The sequence below is a fragment of the Pseudomonas sp. 2 genome (genome assembly GCF_056627435.1).
The window spans coordinates 15,995-36,365 of record NZ_JBWXNG010000024.1; the positions used below are offsets into that span (position 1 = coordinate 15,995).

Below are 20,371 nucleotides of genomic sequence, written 5' to 3' on the forward strand. Positions count from 1 at the left end.
TCAGGCCCTGTTAATCAGCGTTCGTGAGCAAGCTCACTCCCACAGGGGACCGGCGGCGGTCATGTGCTCCATATTCTGGGCGGCACGGCCTCGCGGCCCAATAGCGCCGGGCGCAGCAATTTCCACAAGGCAATCAGCCAGGCCCGGGCGTGCAGCGCCTCGTCGGCCAGGCAGCGGGCGATGAGCAGGCCGGGCAACTGGCTGAGGTCGCCGCGCACCGCTGAATGTTCAGCCAGTTCGCGGCAGCGCTCCATCAGCTCATTGTCTATCTCGCCGGTCACGATCAACGTCGCGAACACCGGTTTGCCATTCAGTCCTACGGGCGAGTCCAGCAGGCCATCGTCGCCAACGATGCGCTGGCGCTCGTGCCATAGCAGCTTGCCATCGCGGCGGATATCCAGATGCGCCTGGAAGTGGCCCTGATCGAAGCGTTCGCCACTGGCCGGGCGCCCCAGCGCCACGACGTCCCAATAGAACAGCCGGGCATCGCCTTCAAGGTCGATGCGGGTGGTCAGTTCGGCCTGGGCCTGGCTGAACACGATCGTCTCTTGTGGCAGCCATTCCAGGGTCGCTCCGGGTGCTACCTTGAGCTCCAGCTGCTGATAGGCCGGGCTTGCCGCGCGATACCACTTGGCCGCGCCGGGGCTGGTCAGCTGCGCCCAGGCATCCACGCCAACGCTGGCGCTGATGTCCAGCCGGTCGCCGCCGGCAATCCCGCCCGGTGGGTGGACGATGATGTGCTGGCAGACTTCAGGCCCTTCGGCGTACAGGTGCTTCTGCACCCGCAATGGCCCTTTGTGGCGGCGTTGAACCGGCCGGGTGCTGTCTGCAAAACGGCCATAGCCCAGCTCCAGCTCGGCGTGCCAGCTGGGGGTGAACAGCGCGGTGTGGGCAGGAAGATTCATAAAGTCGTGATCGTTTTTCGAAGGCACTTACCTTAACCGATGGCCGCGTCAGATGGTCACCAGACCGCGCACGCCTTCGGCTTCCATGTTCTCGCCACGGCCCTGCTGAATGATCTCGCCGCGGGACATGACGATGTACTGATCGGCCAGCTCGGCGGCAAAGTCATAGAACTGCTCCACCAGCAGAATGGCCATGTCGCCGCGCTCGGCGAGCTTCTTGATCACGGCGCCGATTTCCTTGATCACCGAAGGCTGAATGCCTTCGGTGGGCTCATCGAGAATTAGCAAGCGTGGACGGCTCGCCAGTGCGCGCCCGATCGCCAGTTGTTGCTGCTGGCCACCCGAGAGGTCCCCGCCGCGGCGGTGCTTCATTTGCAACAGCACCGGGAACAGCTCGTAGATGAACGCCGGCACTTGCTTGGCCTCTTTGGCGCTGAAGCGGGACAGGCCCATCAGCAGGTTTTCCTCGACGGTCAGGCGCCCGAAGATCTCCCGGCCCTGGGGCACATAGGCGATGCCCGACTGCACGCGCTGGTGCGGCTTGAAACCGGTGATCGGCTTGCCTTCCCATTGCACCGCACCTTCCTTGGCCGGCAACAGGCCCATCAACACTTTGAGCAACGTGGTCTTGCCCACGCCGTTGCGCCCGAGCAGGCAAGTGACCTCGCCGACCTTCACGTCAAAGGACAGGCCGCGCAGGATGTGGCTGCCGCCGTAGAACTGGTGAAGCTTTTCAACCTGGAGCATAAGGGCCGTTCCCTTCTGTTGTGGCTATCGCGGTCCACTGTAGGAGCGAATTTATTCGCGAATCGGTTTTGCAGGCGCTGGGGGATGTGTCGGATGTACCACCGTTTCGCGAATGAATTCGCTCCTACAGGGGTTGTTCTAACGCCCGAGGTACACCTCGATCACCCGCTCATCCGCCTGCACGTCCTCAAGCGACCCTTCCGCCAGCACGCTGCCCTGATGCAGCACGGTCACATGGTCGGCGATGGTGCCGACGAAACCCATGTCGTGCTCGACCACCATCAGCGAGTGCTTGCCCGCCAGGCCCTTGAACAGCTCGGCGGTGAATTCGGTTTCGGCGTCGGTCATGCCCGCCACCGGCTCGTCGAGCAGCAGCAACTGCGGGTCCTGAACCAGCAACATGCCGATCTCCAGAAACTGCTTCTGACCGTGGGACAACAAACCCGCCGGGCGCGAACGTGAAGTACCCAGGCGAATGGTCTCCAGCACTTCGTCGATACGGTCGCGCTGCTCGCCGTTGAGTTTCGCCTTGAGGCTGGCCCACACCGACTTGTCGGTCTTCTGCGCCAGCTCCAGGTTTTCGAACACGCTCAGGGCCTCGAACACGGTGGGCTTCTGGAATTTGCGGCCGATGCCGGACTGGGCGATCTGCACTTCGCTCATTTTCGTCAGGTCCAGCGTCTCGCCGAACCAGGCCTTGCCGTGGGTGGGGCGGGTCTTGCCGGTGATCACGTCCATCAGCGTGGTCTTGCCCGCGCCGTTGGGGCCGATGATGCAGCGCAGTTCGCCGACGCCGATGTACAGGTTCAGATCGTTCAGCGCCTTGAAACCGTCGAAGCTGACGCTGATGTCTTCCAGGGTCAGAATGGTGCCGTGCAGCGTGTTCAGGCCGGAGCCTGCAATCTGCCCGAGGCCGATGGCGTCGCGGCTGGTGCCGGCGTCGCTGTTCGGGTCCAGCACCGGGTCGAACGCGGGAGTCGGTGTGCTCTTCATGCTTCACCCCTTGTCATTGCTCGCCCCTTTTCTTGATCAGGCCAATCACGCCCTTGGGCAGGTACAGCGTCACCACGATGAACAGCGCACCGAGGAAGAACAGCCAGTATTCGGGGAAGGCCACGGTGAACCAGCTCTTCATGCCGTTGACCAGGCCTGCGCCCAACAGCGGGCCGATCAGTGTGCCGCGCCCGCCCAGCGCGACCCAGACGGCGGCCTCGATGGAGTTGGTCGGCGACATTTCGCTGGGGTTGATGATGCCCACCTGCGGCACATACAGCGCGCCCGCCAGGCCGCACAACACGGCGCTCAACACCCAGACGAACAGCTTGAACCCGCGCGGGTCGTAGCCGCAGAACATCAGGCGGTTTTCCGCATCACGCACCGCAGTCAGCACTCGGCCGAACTTGCTGCGGGCCAGGCGCCAGCCGGTGTACAGGCTGCCCACCAGCAGCAAGACGGTCAGCAGAAACAGCACCGCACGAGTGCCTTGGGAGGTGATGCCAAAGCCCAGGATGCTGCGGAAGTTGGTGAAGCCGTTGTTGCCGCCAAAGCCAGTCTCGTTGCGGAAGAACAGCAACATGCCGGCGAAGGTCAGGGCCTGGGTCATGATCGAGAAATACACGCCCTTGATCCGCGAGCGGAAGGCGAAGAAGCCGAACACCAGCGCCAGCAAGCCCGGCGCCAGCACCACCAGGCACATCGCCCAGAGGAAATGCTGGGTGCCGACCCAGTACCACGGAAGCTCCGTCCACGACAGAAAGGTCATGAACGCCGGCAGGCCGTCGCCGGATGCTTCGCGCATCAGGTACATGCCCATCGCGTAACCGCCCAGGGCGAAGAACAGGCCGTGGCCCAGCGACAACAGCCCGGCGTAACCCCAGACCAGATCCAGCGCCAGGGCGACGATGGCGTAGCAGAGAATCTTGCCCACCAGCGTCAGGGTGTAGGCCGACACTTGCAGGCTGTTGCCCTCAGGCAACAATGAAAGCAGCGGCAGGGCGATCAGCAGGGCGAGGATGACCGCGCCCACCGAGATCGTGACTTTGGTGCCAGCGCGTTGCGCGGCGGTAACCATCAGTGGCTGGTTCATCAGTCGATCACCCGTCCCTTGAGCGCGAACAGCCCTTGCGGACGTTTCTGGATAAACAGAATGATCAGCGCCAGGATCAGGATCTTGCCCAGCACGGCGCCGATCTGCGGTTCGAGCAGCTTGTTGGCGATGCCCAGGCCGAACGCGGCCATGACGCTACCGGCCAGTTGCCCGACGCCGCCGAGCACCACCACCAGGAAGGAGTCGATGATGTAGCTCTGGCCAAGGTCGGGGCCGACGTTGCCGATCTGGCTCAGCGCCACGCCACCCAGGCCGGCGATGCCGGAACCGAGCCCGAAGGCCATCATGTCGATTCGCCCGGTCGGCACGCCGCAGCAGGCGGCCATGTTGCGGTTCTGGGTCACGGCGCGCACGTTCAGGCCCAGGCGGGTCTTGTTCAGCAACAGCCAGGTCAGCGCAACGACAAACAGCGCGAAACCGATAATGATGATGCGGTTGTACGGCAGCACCAGATTGGGCAGCACTTGAATGCCGCCCGACAGCCACTGCGGGTTGGCCACTTCAACGTTCTGCGCACCGAACAGCACGCGGATCAACTGGATCAGCACAAGGCTGATGCCCCAGGTGGCGAGCAGGGTTTCCAGCGGGCGGCCGTAGAGATGGCGAATCACGCTGCGTTCCAGAATCATGCCGACGCCGGCGGTGACGAAGAACGCCACCGGCAGCGCAACCAGTGGATACAGCTCGATCGCACCGGGTGCGTAACGCTGGAACATCAGCTGCACGACGTAGGTGGCGTAGGCGCCGAGCATCAGCATCTCGCCGTGGGCCATGTTGATCACGCCCAGCAGGCCGAAAGTGATCGCCAGGCCCAAGGCCGCGAGCAGCAGGATCGAGCCCAACGACACGCCGCTGAACACTTGGCCCAGTACCTCGCCGATCATGAGCTTGCGCTTGACCTGCGCCAGGCTGGTTTCGGCGGCCAGACGTACCGTGGCGTCGGTTTCGACGTTGGGTTCGAGCAGGTTTTCCAGGCGAGTGCGGGCCAGCGGGTCGCCGGTTTCACCCAGCAACCGCACGGCGGCCAAGCGCACGCTCGGGCTGGTGTCGACCAGCTGCAGGTTGGCCAGCGCCAGATTCAACGCCGAATGCACGGCGTCGTCTTTTTCATTGGCCACTTGTTGTATCAAGAGCTGCAGCTGGGCAGGGCGGGCGCTTTTTTGCAACGTCAGGGCAGCGGCCAGGCGCAGTTTGGCGTCGGCGGCGAGCAGCTGGTGGCTGGCCAGCGCGGTTTCGATCAGGCCGCGCAGACGGTTGTTCAGGCTGATGGCCTGAGGCTCGTCCGGGTTGGGCGCATCGGCCAGCGCCGGGGCATCCGGGTCGACGGGGATGAAGCTGTCGTCGCTGTTCTGGATGAACGCGCGGTTGCTGCTGTCGGCAGCCACGCGGCCTTCCTGCAGCGCAACCAGCAGCCCGACGCGCGCCGGGTCAGGCCGGGCGGCCCAGGCTTCGAGCAGTTCGGCGCGTTCGGAAGACTCGGCAGCGACAAAGTCGCCGGCATCGCTGGCGTGGGCTGCGAAGGGTAGCAGCAGGCTCAGCGTGAGCATGAGGCGGTGGAGAATTCTGGGCATATCGGTGTCCTGGAAGCACCTGCATGACCTGCGTCATGAGGAACCTGTGGGAGTGAGCTTGCTCACGATTGCAATATCTCGGTGACGGCGAGCTGCCTGACACGCCGCCTTCGTGAGCAAGCTCACTCCCACAGGTGGATGTTGAGCCGGAGCATTTGCGTCCGGCTGGAACCCGGTGTTGCTTAGTTACTCTTCACCGCATAGTCCGGCTTCTTGTCGTTGCCCGGAATGAACGGGCTCCACGGCTGGGCACGCAGCGGCTCTTTGGTTTTCCAGACCACGTTGAACTGACCGTCGGCCTTGATCTCGCCGATCATCACCGGCTTGTGCAGGTGGTGGTTGGTCTTGTCCATTTCCAGGGTGAAGCCCGACGGCGCGGCGAAGGTCTGGCCGGCCATGGCTTCGCGGACTTTATCCACATCGGTGGACTTGGCTTTCTCGACCGCCTGCGCCCACATGTGGATGCCGACGTAAGTGGCTTCCATCGGATCGTTGGTCACGGCCTTGTCGGCGTTCGGCAGGTTGTGGGCCTTGGCGTAGGCTTTCCAGTCCGCCACGAACTTGCTGTTGACCGGGTTCTTCACCGACTCGAAGTAGTTCCAGGCCGCCAGGTTGCCCACCAGCGGTTTGGTGTCGACGCCGCGCAGTTCTTCTTCGCCCACCGAGAAGGCCACCACCGGCACGTCGGTGGCTTTCAGGCCCTGGTTGCCCAGTTCCTTGTAGAACGGCACGTTGGAGTCGCCGTTGACGGTGGAGATCACCGCAGTCTTGCCGCCCGCAGCGAACTTCTTGATGTTGGCCACGATGGTCTGGTAATCGCTGTGGCCGAACGGGGTGTAGACCTCTTCGATGTCGCTGTCCTTCACGCCTTTGGAGTGCAGGAACGAACGCAGGATCTTGTTGGTGGTGCGCGGGTAGACGTAGTCGGTGCCCAGCAGGAAGAAGCGCTTCGCCGCGCCGCCGTCTTCGCTCATCAGGTACTCGACCGCAGGAATCGCCTGCTGGTTGGGTGCCGCGCCGGTGTAGAACACGTTCGGCGACATTTCTTCGCCTTCATACTGCACCGGGTAGAACAGCAGGCCGTTGAGCTCTTCGAACACTGGCAGCACCGATTTACGCGACACCGAGGTCCAGCAGCCGAACACTACCGAGACCTTGTCCTGGGTCAGCAGCTGGCGGGCCTTCTCTGCGAACAGCGGCCAGTTCGAGGCCGGGTCGACCACTACCGCTTCGAGTTTCTTGCCATTGACGCCGCCCTTGGCGTTGATTTCGTCGATGGTCATCAGCGCCATGTCCTTGAGCGAGGTCTCGGAGATGGCCATTGTGCCGGACAAAGAATGCAGAATGCCGACCTTGATGGTTTCGGCGGCCTGGACGGTCCAGGTCATGCCCATGGCGGCGATCGAGGCGGACAAGGTGAACGCTTTAAGCAAACTGCGACGCTTCATTGGCTAGCTCCATTCTTCGATTTTTTGAAATGACGGCGGTTGGCGGTGCCGGGAGTTGAGGCTGATGAGGTCATAGCAAAGGCTGGGCCAAGGCAGAAAATGCTGTTGAATCAAGGGGATTCGGAATATTCGCAAAGCGCTTTGCACCAATCTGGGATTCGTTTGATGCGAGGGTGCGCAGGGTGCGCCGATGTGGTGCGCAGAAGTTGTCGGAGTCGACAGGATTTCTTTTGATTCTGGGCGCAGCCCGTAGGAGCTTGGCTTGCCAGCGATCGGCGACGAAATCGTCGTGAAATCTCGTTGTGTGGTGTGTCAGGTGTAACTCGATTGTTCTTTCGATTTGCCTCCGGCGGGTCACTTTTTTCAAGAGCCAAAAAAGTAACCAAAAAGGCCCTCCCCGCCATACGGGTCCTCGCCTAGGCTCGGACTACCCTCATTCCGGCACCGCGAAGTGGGCACGCCGCAAATGGGCCATCCATGGCCCACAGCGGCTTGCCGGGCATCCATGCCCGGCAGCCCACTACGCAATACCTCCATTCGGCCTTCTGGAACGGGGCCCGACCTCACCGTTGGATTCAATTCGGCAGAACATCAAAAGCCAAAATCAAAATCACGGGTAACTCCCGACCGTAGCAGCACGGCTTGCCGGCGGGGCGATCTTGAGGGCGACCCGCGGGCAAGCCCGGCTGCTACGGGACGGTGGTGTTTGTGCGCTTTTGATCTGGCTTTTGATCTTCATGCGCGACAGCCCAGACGACACAAATCGCGACTTGGGTGCAGGCTGAACGGAGGTCTCGCGGAGTGGGTCAAGCGGCAGGATGCCGCGCGAGGCGCGGGGCCATGGATGGCCCATTCGCGCCGGGCCCACGGAGCGGGACCGGAGTGAAGGTAGTCCGACGGAGGAGGACCCAAACCAGGAGCAAAAGCGCTTTGGTTACTTTCGCGCTTTTCGAAAGTGACCCGCCGGAGGCAAAACGAAAGAACACATCAGCTCTAACTGACACGCCGCGTAATCAAGTTCAAACCTGAGGCCGCGCGCAAAAGCGCAGAAAAAAAACAAAGAGCGGGGCCTGAAACCGGAACTGAGGAGGAATTCATCACTAAACCACTCAAAAAGGTTCCAGGCCCCGCAGGACGCAATCTAAGCTGTTGCCGCCGTTTTGGCAAAGCGCGAAAGGGCTATCCGATCGAGCAACCATACTGCCAGCATGGAAATCCCGACGAGCGGGAAGGCAACGCCCAGTACCACCATCACGATAGTCGCAATTTTCCAGCGTGGGAGGTCATGACGCAGCGGCGGTACACCAAAGCCGTTCTGCGGCCGACGCTTCCACCAGATCACGATCCCGCTCACGGAACTGAGCAACACCATCAGGCAGATAAACAGAATCACCAACTGGTTGAACCGGCCGAACATCTTGCCTTCGTGCAGCATCACCCCCAGCTCGGTCGCCTTGGAAACGGCGCTGTAATCGGCGTAACGCACATCCGCCAGCACCTTGCCGCTGTATTGGTCGATATGCAGCGTGGCGTCGTTGCGCGGATCGTCGGCGAATACCGAAACCGTGAACACGCCGTCGGCGGTTTTCGGTGCGCTGATGCTGTAGCCCGGTTCGATCTTGCGCTCGCGGGCGATGTCGACCACCTGTTGCAGGCTCACCACAGGCGCCGCCGGCGCTGCAGACATGCCGCCGTGGTTCATGTGTTCGGCGTGATCGCCTGAGGACACTGGCATCGGGGTGTTTTCCATGGCCCATGGCACGGTCTGCACGGCGGCATTGTTCAGATCGCCCGCCTGCTTGGCAGACTTGGGCACGTCATTCCACATTGCTGCCGGGAAGGTGTTCCACACATCGGCGTAGACCTTGCCCCACATGCCGGTCCAGGTCATGCCGCTGAGCAGCATGAACAGCAGCGCCACCGAACCCCAGAAACCGGTCACGGCATGCAGGTCGCGCCACAGCACGCGTCCGCGGGCGCTGATGCGTGGAAAGAGCACGCCAGCGGAAGAGCGCCCGCGCGGCCACCACAGGTACAGGCCGGATACCACCAATACGATGCCCCAGCCGGCGGCCAGCTCGACCAGCCGGTCGCCGACCGTGCCGACCATCAGCTCGCCATGAATCTCGCGAGCCATGGCCTGCAGGTTGTTCTTGGCGTCCTGGGTGCCGAGGATGTTGCCGGTGTAGGGATCGACGAACACGTTGGTTTCGCGGCCGTCTTTCTTGATCACGAACTGCGCGCTGCCCTCGGCATTCACTGGCGGCAGGTATTTGCTGATCGGCGCCTGTGGGTAAGCGGTGAGCACGCGCTGTTGCTGCGCGTCGGCGCTGAGCAGGTGGTGGGCCGGTTTGACGGTCAGCAGGTCGCTGTACATCAGCGAATCGAGCTGAGGCTTGAACAGGTAAACCATGCCGGTCAGCGACAGCATGATCATGAAAGGGGCGACGAACAGGCCGGCATAGAAATGCCAGCGCCACGCCAGGTTATAGAACGACACGTTGGGTTTGGACATGATGCAACGCTCCCGTCAGGGAAGAACACGGCGCAACGCGCAGGCGGCGCACAGGCGGCCAGCGGATACGAAATCTTTTTTTAAGGTTCAGGCGACGGACGAGAGCGGCGGGGCGCGGGTGCGGGCGTTGGGGAAGATGCTTCTTTGCGCGTGCCCTTGTTGCGGGGCCGCGTTGTAGAAGTCGGCAGGTTTGGGCGGGATTGGCGCAACGACCGCGAGCGTCTGGGTCAGGGCCGGGCAACTGAACAGCAGGGTGCAGTAGCCACACTTGGCCCAGATCACATGGTCTACGGAGGCGACGTCAGGGGAGTCCGCGTGATGACCGTTATGGTCGCCCGCTTCCATGTGCATGGGCTGCGACATGTCCATGCCTGACGACATCGAGCCCGACATCGACATCCCGCTGTGATGCTCCATCGGCATCGACTGGGAAATCAGCGGGCCGATGAAGATCATCAGCATGGCGAACAGGCTCAGCCAGGTCGCCGACGACGTGCGGGATGCCTGGGTGGAGTGAGCGCGGATCGCGGTTACGGGTTTCATGTCGCTTCAGCTTCGACGGTCAGCTGCCATCAATGAACGTGGGCCGGAGCTGCGTCTGGTGACTGTTTCTGCACCATGACATCGACGGTCACGTCGCCGGTTTTCTCGAAGTGCAGGGTCAGGGGAAACTTCTGGCCATCAACAAGCTTCGAGCGGTCCTTAAGATCCAGCAGCATGACGTGGTAAGCCATGGGCGCGAAGGTCACCGCGCCACCCGCCGGGATCCCCACCGTCTGCACCTGCTGCATCTTCATCAGGCCGTCTTTCATCGTGTGCTCGTGCAGTTGAGCGGTGCCGGCAATGGGGCTGTCGACACCGGTCAGGCGATCGGCATCGGGGCCTGCATTGCTGATCACGAAATACGCCGCAACCGTGGGCGCATTCGGCGGCAGCTCCATCGACCACGGGTGGGCGATTGCAAGATGGCCTTTTGCATACTCATGAGCATCAACATAGCAGGCCGGCAACAGCAGCGCTGCCAGCAACAGGAACTTTTTCAGCATGGGTGACCCCTCTCCAATCCATTCAGATACGCAATTCAGAGCGTGAACGAACGATCAGACGCGAGGGGAGGCTCTGGGACTGAGGTTGGGCCACAAGACCCGGGGCGGGGCGTGAAAGACCAGCACCGAATCGGGCAGACGAACGGGCTGTATGAAAGCGATGAAACCCAGCTGATTGCCCGCCGGAACCGCCACCATCGTCAGCGCCCCTGAGCAGCAAGGGCAATGCTGCATCGCCCCGTGATCGCCCCGATCCGGCGCCTGCCGATCGGCCGGCGCAATGTTCGTGGCCACCAGACGCGGCCCGTTGCTCGTACAGAAACTGCCCCACAACACCTGCTCGCCCTGAGTGCGCGGCATGGTCGGGGTCATCGGCATCGCCAACATCCCGAACAGCAGCACGAAGCAGGCGATCCAGGCAAAGGCCCGGCGCCGCTTGAAACTCTGAAGGGATTGTTGTTGTGCGTTCATGCCGGCCATTTAGCCTGAATGGGCGGGAGATGTAAAAAGGCTGGGTGCGGCGATGTGTCGCGGGGCTCAAGTGGAGGCGTGTAACTTGAGCCCCAGTGCTTTCATCACTTTCATGATGGTGGCGAATTCGGGGTTGCCGCTTTCGCTCAGCGCTTTGTACAGGCTCTCCCTTCCCAATCCTGTGTTTCGCGCTATTTGAGTCATGCCTTGCGCGCGGGCAATGTTTCCCAGCGCTTTGCAAACGAGAACACCATCTCCTGCATCTTCTTCAAAGCAGGCATTCAGATACCCGGCCATATCTTCAAAGGTTTCTAGATACTCTGCCACGTCATACGGCTTGAATTCTTCTTCCACTTTCACTTTTGTGTACCGAGGTTCTTGGCCATTTCTCTGGCTTGATCGATATCCCGGATCTGGGTTGATTTGTCGCCGCCGATGAGAAGCAGATAAACCACTTCGTTACGGCGAGTCAGGTAAACGCGATATCCGGGTCCATAATGTATTCGCATCTCGAATACGCCGCCGCCGACGGGTTGGCAATCGCCAAAATTCCCCTCTTGGGCCGCGTCGAGTCTGGCAAAGATGCGCTGTTGTCCGGTTTTGTCCCTGAGGGATTTCAACCATTTTGAGAATGAGGTAGATCGTTCGAAAAAAATCATACGGGAAATGTATTCCAAGGGATACATTCCCGATGTCAGGCGTCACGGATAGCAGCGTTCAGATTTTTTGTCACGAACGTGATGACTTGGTGCGGTCGACGGCTACCGCTAGGGCGATTCCTGCAATGCCTCTAACACTTCTCCCACATTCCCAAACTCCCGATCCACCCCCGCCAACACCGGCCGTTTCAGCACCAGCACCGGCACCCCCCGCTCCCGCGCCACGTCCAGCTTGGGCTCGGTTGCGCTGCTGCCGCTGTTCTTGCTGATCAGCACATCGATGCCCCGGGCTTCGAACAGCCCGCGCTCGTCGTCGAGCTGAAACGGCCCGCGTGCACCGATGACTTCGCAGCGTTCGTTGCCGGGGTAGAGGTCGAGAGCGCGCAGGGTCCAGAACTGGTGTTCGGGGATTTCATCCAGGTGCTGCAGCGGCTCGCGGCCCAAGGTGAACAGCGGGCGCTTGAACGGGGCGAGGGCGGTGGTCAGTTCTGTCCAGTCGGACACTTCGCGCCAATCATCGCCCGGCCGTGCCTGCCAGGCCGGGCGGCGCAGGGCCCAGCTTGGGATGCCGGCCAGTTTCGCGGCTGCGGCGGCGTTGGCGCTGATCTGTGCGGCGTAGGGATGGGTGGCGTCGAGGACCAGACCGATCCCGTTATCCCGTACGAATTGCGCCAGTCCTTCCGCGCCGCCATAGCCACCGACACGCACCTGACAACGCAAGTCGGTCGGCACCCGGCCTACGCCTGCCAGGCTGTAGATATGTTCCGGTCCCAATGTGCGGGCGATCGCCAGCGCCTCGGTCACCCCGCCTAGCAGCAAAATGCGCTGTTTCAAAAGAAGGCTCCCGCATGGCCCACGATCCCACCCTGACGGTCGATGGCGAACACTTCCACCTGCACCTGCGCAGGCACCACGCTGCGGGCAAAGTCCAGGGCGTGCTGGCAGACCGCATCACCCAGCGCGATGCCTGCCTTTGAAGCCATGGCCAATGCCTGCTGGCTGGTGTTGGCCTCGCGAATCTGTTGTTGCAGTTCGGCATCTGCGCCCACGTCCGCCGCCCACGAGGCCAGTTGTTCGAGATTGATGCTGGAGTGGCGGCTGTGCAGGTCCATGTGGCCAGCGGCCAGTTTGCTGATCTTGCCGAAGCCGCCGCAAAGGCTGAGTTTATCCACAGGCACTTTGCGCAGGTGCTTGAGCACGGCGCCGACGAAATCGCCCATTTCGATCAGGGCGATGTCCGGGAAGTTGTAGACCCGGCGCATGGTGTCTTCGCTGGCGTTGCCGGTGCAGGCGGCGATGTGCTGATAGCCGTTGGTCTTGGCGACGTCGATGCCTTGATGGATCGACGCGATGTAGGCCGCGCAGGAAAACGGTCGCACGATGCCACTGGTGCCGAGAATCGACAGGCCACCGAGAATGCCCAGACGCGGGTTCATGGTCTTGAGCGCCAGTTCGCTGCCGTTGTCCACGCAGACCGTTACTTCAAAACCGCCGGCGTAGCCGAGTTCGGCGGCCAGGGCGCTCAGGTGTTCGGTCATCATCCGCCGCGGCACCGGGTTGATCGCAGGTTCGCCCACACCCAGCACCAGACCCGGCCGGGTCACGGTGCCTACGCCGGGGCCGGCTACAAAATGCACGCCTGTTTCAGAGATCAGCCTGACCTGGCTGTAGAGAAGCGCGCCATGGGTCACGTCCGGGTCGTCGCCGGCATCCTTGATCGTGCCTGCCTCGGCGCCGCCGTCGATCAGCCGACAGAACTCCAGGCGCATGGTCACACGCTTGCCCTTGGGCAGAGTGATATCGATGGCGTCGCACGCCTCGGTAGCCAGCAGCAGGCGCGCCGCCGCCAGTGAGGTGGCCGTCGCGCAACTGCCCGTTGTCAGCCCGCTGCGCAGCGGCGCGGGTTGTTCGCCGGTCTCTTCACGCATCAGGGCTTGATCGCTTCGAGCAGGGTGATGGGCAGCGCCTGACGCCAGGTGTCGAATTTGCCCAGGGGCTTGGAGTGCGCAAGATGCACGCGGGTCAGTTCGCCGCCATGGGCTTCACGCCAGTTGACCAGCATGGCGTCGCTCTGCAGCGTGACCGCGTTGGCCACCAGCCGCCCGCCCGAGCGCAGCTGTTGCCAGCAGGTGTCCAGCACACCGGCGCGGGTCACGCCGCCGCCGATGAAGATCGCATCCGGTGGTTCCAGGTCGTCCAGTGCATCCGGCGCGCGCCCACGCACCAACTGCAGGCCCGGCACGCCGAGGGCGTCGCGGTTGAATTCGATCAGTTGCTGACGCTCTTCGTGGGCTTCGATCGCCACTGCGCGGCAGGTTGGATGGGCGCGCATCCACTCGATGCCGATCGAGCCGCAACCGGCGCCCACGTCCCATAGCAACTGGCCGGGGACCGGTGCCAGGCGGGCCAGGGTGATGGCGCGCACGTCGCGTTTGGTCAGTTGGCCGTCATGGCGAAACGCATCGTCGGGCAAACCGCCGAGTGGCGACAGACGCAAGGTCTCGGGCGCCGCGCGGCAATCGATGGCCACCAGATTCAGCGCCGCGATTTCCGGGTTCGACCAGTCGTTGGCAGTGCCCTCGACACGCCGTTCCGCCGGGCCGCCCAGATGTTCCAGCACGGTCATGTGGCTGGGCCCGAAGCCGCGCTCGCGCAACTGCGCGGCAATTGCGGCGGGGCTTGTGCCATCGTTGCTCAACACCAGCAGCCGCAGCCCGTGGTGCAGTTGCGCATTGAGCGCCGCCAGCGGGCGCGCCACCACCGACAGCGTTACTACGTCCTGCAACGCCCAGCTCAGGCGCGCCGCCGCCAATGAATAAGAGGAGGGCGCGGGAATCACCCGCATCTGTTCCACCGGCACCTGGCGCGACAGGCTCACGCCCACGCCATAGAGCATCGGGTCGCCGCTGGCGATCACACACACCGGTTCACCGCGCTGCTCCAGCACCGGCTGCAGGGAAAACGGGCTCGGCCACTGCTGCCGTTCGGCGCGTATGCAAGGCGGCAGCAAATCGAGCTGGCGCGAGCTGCCAAACACCTGCCGCGCCTGCAACAGCGCATGCCGGGCGTTCCTGCCCAGCCCCTTGAAGCCGTCTTCACCGATTCCCACGACTGTCAGCCACGGCGACATGTATTGCCCTCAACCTTGAAACCTGCGACAGGCCGCTCTGAGGCCTGTGGATAAGGCGGGCATGATAGCGCGCTGGCGGGACGTCGTCGTCGACGCAACAGATTCGATCCTGCAATCAACATTCGCCCCACCCGACAAACCGCCTTTTCATGCCCACCGCCAAAGCAGGCATAATACGGCCCTTTCCAGCCCGTCCCTGTCAGGTGATCCCTTGTCCGAGCCGTTGTCCGCTCGCCCGTCCGCTGCGCCGCTGCGCCCTTCGGCTTGCCCTGGGTTGTTGCGCATCGTGCCGGCGCTCGATGGTGGGATCTGTCGGATCAAGCTGCCGGGCGGGGTGATCACGGCGCAGCAGGCGCTGGCCGTGGCCTGTGCGGCCGAGCGGTTTGCCGGTGGTGTGATCGAGGCGACCAACCGCGGCAATCTGCAGATTCGTGGCATCGGCGCTGACCATGACGGCCTGATCGCGGCGCTGCTGGATGCCGGGCTTGGGCCGCGCAATCCGGCCAGCGACGATGTGCGCAACTTCATGCTCAGCCCCACCGCCGGTGTCGACCCGCTTCAGGCGTTCGACGCCCGGCCGTTGGCGGCGCAGATTCTGCACTCGCTGGAAAACCATCCGCGTTTCCATGAGCTTTCTCCCAAGTTCGCGATTTCGCTGGATGCGGGGGAGGGGCTGGTGATGCTCGATCATCCCCACGATCTCTGGCTGTCGGCGGTGGATGTTGCGGGCGAAATGCTGCTGGGATTCGGCCTGGCCGGTTGCCCTGGCAACGATGCGCCGCTGGCGGCGGTGCCGGTTGCGGCGGGGCATGAGCTGGTGATCGCGGTGCTGGAGTTGTTTCTGGACCATGCGCGGCCCGAGCAAACCCGCATGCGGCATCTGTTGCAGGACATGCCGACCGCACATCTGCTCGAACATCTGAGCGCACGATTGACTGTGCCGCTGAGAACCGGGCGCGAGATCACCGACTGCAAGCGGGCGCCGATCCAGGCCCATGGGCACATCGGCATTTATGCCCAGTCGCAGCCGAATCTGCTCTGTGTTGGCGGCGTCGTGCCTTTGGGCCGTCTGACGCCGTCCATGTTGCGCAGCGCTGCAGAAGTGGCAACGACGCTGGGCGATGCCACGCTGGTGATGACGGCCTGGCAGAGCCTGATGCTGCGCAACGTTCCCAAGGCTTCGTCCGCCAACGCGCTGGATGATTTAGCCGACGCGGGGCTGCTGTGCGACGTCGATCAGGCACTCGCCCATGTGATCGCCTGCACCGGTTCTTCCGCGTGCAAAAAGGGCCTGGCCGACACCAAGGCCGACGCGCTGCAACTGGCAGCAATCCTGCAGCACAACGGTGTGACGCAAGCCGTGCACCTGTCTGGCTGCGACCGTTCCTGCGCCGCCGCCCATGCTGCGCCAGTCACCCTGCTGGCGGTGAGCGCCGGGCGCTATGACCTTTATTTTCACCACGCAGACGAGCCGGATTTGGGCCGGTTGCGTGGGCGTGACCTCACTATTGAAGCAGTCGGTGCGTTGTTGACCGCCGACTCACGGAGCAACACCGATGATTGATTACATCCGCGACGGTCAGGAGATTTATCGCAACTCCTTCGCGATCATCCGCGCCGAGGCCAACCTGGAGCGGATTCCGGCCGATCTGGAAAAACTCGCTGTGCGGGTGATTCACGCCTGTGGCATGGTCGACGCGGTCGATGGCCTGCGCTTTTCTCCGGGGGCAGGCACCGCCGGGCGTCAGGCCTTGGCCGCCGGCGCGCCGATCCTGTGTGACGCGCACATGGTCGCCGAGGGCGTGACCCGGGCGCGCCTGCCTGCCAACAACCAGGTGATCTGCACCCTCAAGAACGAAGGCGTGCCGGACCTCGCCCGCGAGCTGGGCAACACCCGCTCGGCGGCGGCGCTGGAGTTGTGGCGTCCGCATCTGGAAGGGGCGGTGGTGGTGATCGGCAACGCGCCGACCGCGCTGTTCTATCTGCTGGAAATGATCGACGCCGGTGCGCCGAAACCGGCACTGATTCTCGGCTTTCCGGTGGGCTTCGTCGGCGCCGCCGAATCCAAGGACATGCTCGCTGCCGACAGCCGCGGCGTGCCTTACGTGATCATGCAGGGCCGCCGCGGCGGCAGTGCCATGGCAGCCGCTGCGGTCAATGCGCTGGCCACGGAGGTCGAATGATGCAGGCTCGTGGTCGTCTGATCGGGCTGGGCGTAGGCCCAGGGGATCCGGAACTCATTACCGTCAAGGCGCTGCGCCTGCTGCGTGAGTCGCCGGTCGTTGCCTACTTCGTTGCCAAGGGCAAGAAAGGCAATGCATTCGGCATCATCGAGGCGCACCTGCAAGAGGCCCAGACGCTGATGCCGCTGGTCTACCCGGTCACCACCGAGGTGCTGCCCGAGCCCATGTCCTACGAGCAGATCATCAGCGACTTCTACGACAGCGCCGCTCTGGACGTGGCGGCGCACCTGGACGCCGGGCGCGATGTGGCGGTGATCTGCGAAGGTGATCCGTTCTTCTATGGCTCCTACATGTACCTGCACGACCGCCTGGCCGCGCACTATGAGGCGCAGGTGATTCCAGGTGTCTGCTCGATGCTGGGCGGTGCTTCGGTGCTGGGCGCGCCGCTGGTGTATCGCAATCAGAGCCTGTCGGTGCTGTCCGGCGTGCTGTCGGCTGACGAGCTCAAGCGCAAGCTGGTGGACGCCGACGCGGCGGTGATCATGAAGCTGGGGCGCAACCTGCCCAAGGTCCGTCAGGTGCTGGTGGAGTCGGGGCTTGCCGAGCGCGCGCTGTACGTGGAACGCGCGACTATGAGCAATCAGAAGGTCGTGCCGCTGGCGGAGGTCGATCCGATGTCCTCGCCGTACTTCTCGCTGATCATTGTTCCGGGCGAAAGGTGGCAGGGCTGATGGGCGCATCGAACATGAAAGCCCCGGCCATCGTCATTCTCGGCAAGGGCGCGCTGGCGACGGCGCAGCGCATCCAACGGATCTACCCGGATGCGTTGATCCATGGTCTGGCCGGTCGGGTCGAAGGGGCTGATCGCAGCTATTCGGACTTCGGCGCGATGCTTCGCCAGTTATATCAGCAAGACACGCCGATCATCGCCCTGTGCGCAGCAGGCATCGTCATTCGCACGCTGGCGCCGCTGCTGCTGGAGAAGGGCGTCGAGCCGCCGGTGCTGGCCGTGGCCGAAGATGGCAGCGCCGTCGTGCCGCTGCTCGGCGGGCTGGGCGGGGTCAATGTCATGGCCCGGCAAATCGCTGCAGGTCTGGAGACCGCTCCTGCGATCACCACCAGCGGCGAGCTGCGTTTCGGCACCTGCCTGCTCAACCCGCCGGCCGGTTACGCGCTGGGTGATCTGGAGCTGGGCAAGCGCTTCGTTTCGGATTTGCTGTCGGGCGAGAGTGTGCGCATCGAAGGCGCGGCGCCCTGGCTGGCCCAGGCGCAACTGCCCCAAAGCGATCAGGCGCACCTGGCGATTTGTGTGGGCTACGCCGAGCGCGAACCATCGGCCCATGAGCTGCTGATCTACCCGCGCAATGTGCTGGTGGCGGTCGATGTTCCGTTCGACGGCCTTGCCGATAGCATCAGAAAAGCACTGCATGACGCGCATATTGCCCAGCAAGCGCTGGCGTGCCTGCTGGCCCGCGAAACCGAGATGGCCAATCCTGCACTGCACGCCGCTGCGCGGGAACTGGGCGTGCCGCTGCGCTTCACCGCTGGCGCTTCGGCTGCTGAAATGGCGCAGCAAGTCCTGCCGCAATTGTTGCCGCCAATCAGCTGCGTTGAAGGCCTTGCGATTGCAGTCGCTGCGCAACCGCTGGACATCGAACAGATCGGCCGCCCACGCGGGCGGCTGGCGGTCATCGGCCTGGGGCCGGGCGCTTCCGAGTTCATGATCCCGGCGGTCAAGGCCGAGCTGGCCCGCGCCAACGACGTGCTGGGTTACGAAACCTACGTGCGCATGGCCGGCCCCTTTCGCGCCGATCAAGTGCTGCACTGCACCGACAACCGCGAAGAAATGCAGCGCGCCCGCCACGCCTTCGAACTGGCGGCTCAAGGCCGTTCGGTAGTGGTCGTGTCGTCGGGTGATCCGGGAGTGTTCGCCATGGCGGCGGCAGTGCTCGAAGCGCTGCACGAATCCGACGACCCGCAGTGGCACGCAGTGGATCTGGAGATTCTGCCCGGCGTCTCGGCGTCTCTGGCCACCGCCGCGCAAGCGGGTGCGCCGCTGGGCCATGACTTCTGTGTGATGTCGCTGTCCGACAACCTCAAGCCCTGGGACATCATCGAAAAACGCCTGGACCTGGCCTGCCAGGCCGATCTGGCGCTGGCCTTCTACAACCCGATTTCCCGCTCGCGCCCTTGGCAACTGGGTCGTGCGCTGGAAATCGTGCGTCAGCATCGCTCGCCGCGCACGCCCGTGACGCTGGGGCGGGACATCGGGCGGCCGGGGCAGACCTTGCGCGTGACTACCCTCGGCGACTTGACGCCCGAGCAGGTCGACATGCGCACCATGGTGCTGGTGGGGTCATCGGTCACCTGCGTGTTCCCGCGAGCCGATGGCACCGAGTGGGTCTACACCCCGCGCTGGTACGGCGAGAAGCCTGCCAAGTGATGGCTAGCGTCTGAATGTGTGTTTGGGGAAGTAGTATCGGTCGGGGTTAGCGTCCATTTCGGCCGATACGCTTCCCTGATCCTTTCCTTCCGGGGTGCCCGAAAATTCCGGTTGTATCCCCTTTTCGATGTCAGCCATTTCTCCCTGCACAATTAGGCACCTCTGATTTTTCCTTGTTTTCTGGGGGTTCTTGTTCGCGTTGGTCCCGAGATAACGTCGAGTGCCTTGTAGGATCATCAGGACGCTCATTGCAAAGTGACGTCGTCTCGCCACGAGTTTTCTTTCGCTGCTAACTCGTTAGTCTCTTAAGTGCCATTGAGGCAATGACTTTCAAGGGACTAAACAATGAATTCGCAACTGGATAATGGCGTGGCCCGTGCCCGAGCCTTCATCGCCAACAGCGAGATGGCCGACGGTGCGCGCTCTCTGATGGACACGCTCGCCGATAGCAAGATCGCGTTCGATAACCCGGCAACCGAGCCTGCAAGTGCTGCGGTTACAGGCAGCAACCTGTTGGTGTTTACCGAGGGCGTTTCGCGCCAGAACAGGGAGGACGTGATGGATTCCTACCTGTTCGCGACCCTGGTGGCCAACAAGGCGTTCAACCCCGAAACCCAAAGTGAGCGGTGGTACGCGAAGTTTAACGAGGTGCTCTCCAAGGTGGGCTGGTTGTCGAGCAACTGGAGCTACTCGCGTTACCGCTCGACCGATCGCAGTTTCAGCATGGACAAGGCCGGCCTGGAGATCCTCGGTTCAGCCATCGCGGCAGCAGCGCTGCCGGGGCCTGCCTCCGCCGCGATGCTCAAGGTCGCCGCCGATGCTGTGCAGACGCTCGCGGCCAGAAACGAGCCATTGCAATTGTTCGAGCGCCAGACCCGCTCCCATAGCGGGGCGAACTTTCGGCTGGGCGCGTGCATGGAGTCGTCGGACGGGACCATCAGCCTGGCCATGGGCGCCGTGAACTTTCAGGCCGATGCAGCGTTCACCAACGTCCTGTTCTGGGAGTGGAACAGTGCGCAGGTCAAGACCTTCAGGGGCGAAAGCAATCTGGTGCTCAACAGTTCGCTGTACGCCACGGTGCGGGCTGCTATCCGGGCAAGGCTGGGCAACAACGCCGAAGCGGCGATTGCCGAATTCGACATCTGA

At 63.1% G+C, this 20,371-nt stretch carries 20 protein-coding genes; 5 read left to right on the forward strand and 15 right to left on the reverse strand.

Annotation, left to right across the window (positions count from 1 at the left end; all coding sequences use genetic code 11):
- Positions 1-59: 59 nt before the first annotated feature.
- The 15 genes from AC1MEK_RS28055 to cbiE all read right to left on the reverse strand — a co-directional run bounded on the left by AC1MEK_RS28055 (position 60) and on the right by cbiE (position 14,599).
- The gene (locus AC1MEK_RS28055; protein WP_480399513.1) at positions 60-905 is read right to left on the reverse strand and encodes an urease accessory protein UreD; all 846 of its coding nucleotides are present in this window, start codon (positions 903-905) and stop codon (positions 60-62) included.
- Between the two features lie 48 nt (positions 906-953).
- On the reverse strand, positions 954-1,652 hold the full coding sequence (gene urtE / locus AC1MEK_RS28060) for an urea ABC transporter ATP-binding subunit UrtE (RefSeq protein WP_480399514.1): 699 nt from the start codon (positions 1,650-1,652) through the stop codon (positions 954-956).
- Between the two features lie 138 nt (positions 1,653-1,790).
- A complete protein-coding gene (urtD, locus tag AC1MEK_RS28065) occupies positions 1,791-2,645 on the reverse strand; it encodes an urea ABC transporter ATP-binding protein UrtD (protein WP_480399515.1) in 855 nt (284 codons plus the stop codon).
- 13 nt (positions 2,646-2,658) lie between these two features.
- Positions 2,659-3,738, reverse strand: a complete 1,080-nt coding sequence (gene urtC / locus AC1MEK_RS28070) for an urea ABC transporter permease subunit UrtC (RefSeq protein ID WP_480399516.1) — start codon at positions 3,736-3,738, stop codon at positions 2,659-2,661.
- On the reverse strand, positions 3,738-5,330 hold the full coding sequence (urtB, locus tag AC1MEK_RS28075) for an urea ABC transporter permease subunit UrtB (protein ID WP_480399517.1): 1,593 nt from the start codon (positions 5,328-5,330) through the stop codon (positions 3,738-3,740). The genes urtC and urtB overlap by 1 nt, the downstream gene beginning before the upstream one ends.
- A gap of 182 nt (positions 5,331-5,512) precedes the next feature.
- Positions 5,513-6,778, reverse strand: a complete 1,266-nt coding sequence (gene urtA, locus AC1MEK_RS28080) for an urea ABC transporter substrate-binding protein (RefSeq protein WP_480399518.1) — start codon at positions 6,776-6,778, stop codon at positions 5,513-5,515.
- Between the two features lie 1,141 nt (positions 6,779-7,919).
- The gene (locus AC1MEK_RS28085) at positions 7,920-9,293 is read right to left on the reverse strand and encodes a PepSY-associated TM helix domain-containing protein (protein WP_480399519.1); all 1,374 of its coding nucleotides are present in this window, start codon (positions 9,291-9,293) and stop codon (positions 7,920-7,922) included.
- Positions 9,294-9,380: 87 nt separating this feature from the next.
- Positions 9,381-9,836, reverse strand: a complete 456-nt coding sequence (locus AC1MEK_RS28090) for a DUF2946 domain-containing protein (RefSeq protein ID WP_480399520.1) — start codon at positions 9,834-9,836, stop codon at positions 9,381-9,383.
- A 29-nt stretch (positions 9,837-9,865) separates the two neighbouring features.
- Positions 9,866-10,339 (reverse strand): copper chaperone PCu(A)C, encoded by a 474-nt coding sequence (locus AC1MEK_RS28095; protein WP_480399521.1) that lies wholly within the window; start codon positions 10,337-10,339, stop codon positions 9,866-9,868.
- Positions 10,340-10,393: 54 nt separating this feature from the next.
- On the reverse strand, positions 10,394-10,810 hold the full coding sequence (locus AC1MEK_RS28100) for a DUF2946 domain-containing protein (RefSeq protein WP_480399522.1): 417 nt from the start codon (positions 10,808-10,810) through the stop codon (positions 10,394-10,396).
- A gap of 66 nt (positions 10,811-10,876) precedes the next feature.
- A complete protein-coding gene (locus AC1MEK_RS28105; protein WP_480399570.1) occupies positions 10,877-11,164 on the reverse strand; it encodes an addiction module antidote protein in 288 nt (95 codons plus the stop codon).
- Between the two features lie 2 nt (positions 11,165-11,166).
- Entirely contained in the window at positions 11,167-11,469 is a 303-nt protein-coding gene (locus tag AC1MEK_RS28110) for a type II toxin-antitoxin system RelE/ParE family toxin (protein ID WP_480399571.1), read from the reverse strand.
- 108 nt (positions 11,470-11,577) lie between these two features.
- Positions 11,578-12,303 carry a cobalt-precorrin-6A reductase gene (locus tag AC1MEK_RS28115; protein ID WP_480399523.1) on the reverse strand — a complete coding sequence of 242 codons (726 nt, stop codon included), beginning with the start codon at positions 12,301-12,303 and terminating at the stop codon, positions 11,578-11,580.
- Entirely contained in the window at positions 12,300-13,397 is a 1,098-nt protein-coding gene (locus AC1MEK_RS28120; RefSeq protein ID WP_480399524.1) for a cobalt-precorrin-5B (C(1))-methyltransferase, read from the reverse strand. Before AC1MEK_RS28120 ends, AC1MEK_RS28115 begins: the two co-directional genes overlap by 4 nt.
- Entirely contained in the window at positions 13,397-14,599 is a 1,203-nt protein-coding gene (gene cbiE / locus AC1MEK_RS28125) for a precorrin-6y C5,15-methyltransferase (decarboxylating) subunit CbiE (protein ID WP_480399525.1), read from the reverse strand. The genes AC1MEK_RS28120 and cbiE overlap by 1 nt, the downstream gene beginning before the upstream one ends.
- 211 nt (positions 14,600-14,810) lie before the next feature.
- Between cbiE and cobG the strand changes: the two genes are divergently transcribed.
- From cobG to AC1MEK_RS28150, 5 genes are all read left to right on the forward strand, one after another.
- Positions 14,811-16,163, forward strand: a complete 1,353-nt coding sequence (gene cobG, locus AC1MEK_RS28130) for a precorrin-3B synthase (RefSeq protein WP_480399526.1) — start codon at positions 14,811-14,813, stop codon at positions 16,161-16,163.
- Entirely contained in the window at positions 16,156-16,782 is a 627-nt protein-coding gene (locus AC1MEK_RS28135; protein WP_480399527.1) for a precorrin-8X methylmutase, read from the forward strand. Before cobG ends, AC1MEK_RS28135 begins: the two co-directional genes overlap by 8 nt.
- A complete protein-coding gene (locus AC1MEK_RS28140; protein ID WP_480399528.1) occupies positions 16,779-17,513 on the forward strand; it encodes a precorrin-2 C(20)-methyltransferase in 735 nt (244 codons plus the stop codon). Before AC1MEK_RS28135 ends, AC1MEK_RS28140 begins: the two co-directional genes overlap by 4 nt.
- Positions 17,513-19,225 carry a precorrin-3B C(17)-methyltransferase gene (cobJ, locus tag AC1MEK_RS28145; RefSeq protein WP_480399529.1) on the forward strand — a complete coding sequence of 571 codons (1,713 nt, stop codon included), beginning with the start codon at positions 17,513-17,515 and terminating at the stop codon, positions 19,223-19,225. The genes AC1MEK_RS28140 and cobJ overlap by 1 nt, the downstream gene beginning before the upstream one ends.
- 345 nt (positions 19,226-19,570) lie before the next feature.
- A complete protein-coding gene (locus AC1MEK_RS28150; RefSeq protein ID WP_480399530.1) occupies positions 19,571-20,371 on the forward strand; it encodes a hypothetical protein in 801 nt (266 codons plus the stop codon).

Coding starts and splice junctions, on each gene's coding strand:
- cbiE (WP_480399525.1), bottom strand. CDS start 14,599: ATGTCGCCGTGGCTGACAGTCGTGGGAATCGGTGAAGACGGCTTCAAG.
- AC1MEK_RS28150 (WP_480399530.1), top strand. CDS start 19,571: ATGAATTCGCAACTGGATAATGGCGTGGCCCGTGCCCGAGCCTTCATC.
- AC1MEK_RS28120 (WP_480399524.1), bottom strand. CDS start 13,397: ATGCGTGAAGAGACCGGCGAACAACCCGCGCCGCTGCGCAGCGGGCTG.
- AC1MEK_RS28085 (WP_480399519.1), bottom strand. CDS start 9,293: ATGTCCAAACCCAACGTGTCGTTCTATAACCTGGCGTGGCGCTGGCAT.
- AC1MEK_RS28095 (WP_480399521.1), bottom strand. CDS start 10,339: ATGCTGAAAAAGTTCCTGTTGCTGGCAGCGCTGCTGTTGCCGGCCTGC.
- AC1MEK_RS28135 (WP_480399527.1), top strand. CDS start 16,156: ATGATTGATTACATCCGCGACGGTCAGGAGATTTATCGCAACTCCTTC.
- urtD (WP_480399515.1), bottom strand. CDS start 2,645: ATGAAGAGCACACCGACTCCCGCGTTCGACCCGGTGCTGGACCCGAAC.
- urtA (WP_480399518.1), bottom strand. CDS start 6,778: ATGAAGCGTCGCAGTTTGCTTAAAGCGTTCACCTTGTCCGCCTCGATC.
- AC1MEK_RS28090 (WP_480399520.1), bottom strand. CDS start 9,836: ATGAAACCCGTAACCGCGATCCGCGCTCACTCCACCCAGGCATCCCGC.
- cobJ (WP_480399529.1), top strand. CDS start 17,513: ATGGGCGCATCGAACATGAAAGCCCCGGCCATCGTCATTCTCGGCAAG.
- urtB (WP_480399517.1), bottom strand. CDS start 5,330: ATGCCCAGAATTCTCCACCGCCTCATGCTCACGCTGAGCCTGCTGCTA.
- AC1MEK_RS28140 (WP_480399528.1), top strand. CDS start 16,779: ATGATGCAGGCTCGTGGTCGTCTGATCGGGCTGGGCGTAGGCCCAGGG.
- AC1MEK_RS28055 (WP_480399513.1), bottom strand. CDS start 905: ATGAATCTTCCTGCCCACACCGCGCTGTTCACCCCCAGCTGGCACGCC.
- urtE (WP_480399514.1), bottom strand. CDS start 1,652: ATGCTCCAGGTTGAAAAGCTTCACCAGTTCTACGGCGGCAGCCACATC.
- AC1MEK_RS28100 (WP_480399522.1), bottom strand. CDS start 10,810: ATGAACGCACAACAACAATCCCTTCAGAGTTTCAAGCGGCGCCGGGCC.
- urtC (WP_480399516.1), bottom strand. CDS start 3,738: ATGAACCAGCCACTGATGGTTACCGCCGCGCAACGCGCTGGCACCAAA.
- AC1MEK_RS28110 (WP_480399571.1), bottom strand. CDS start 11,469: ATGATTTTTTTCGAACGATCTACCTCATTCTCAAAATGGTTGAAATCC.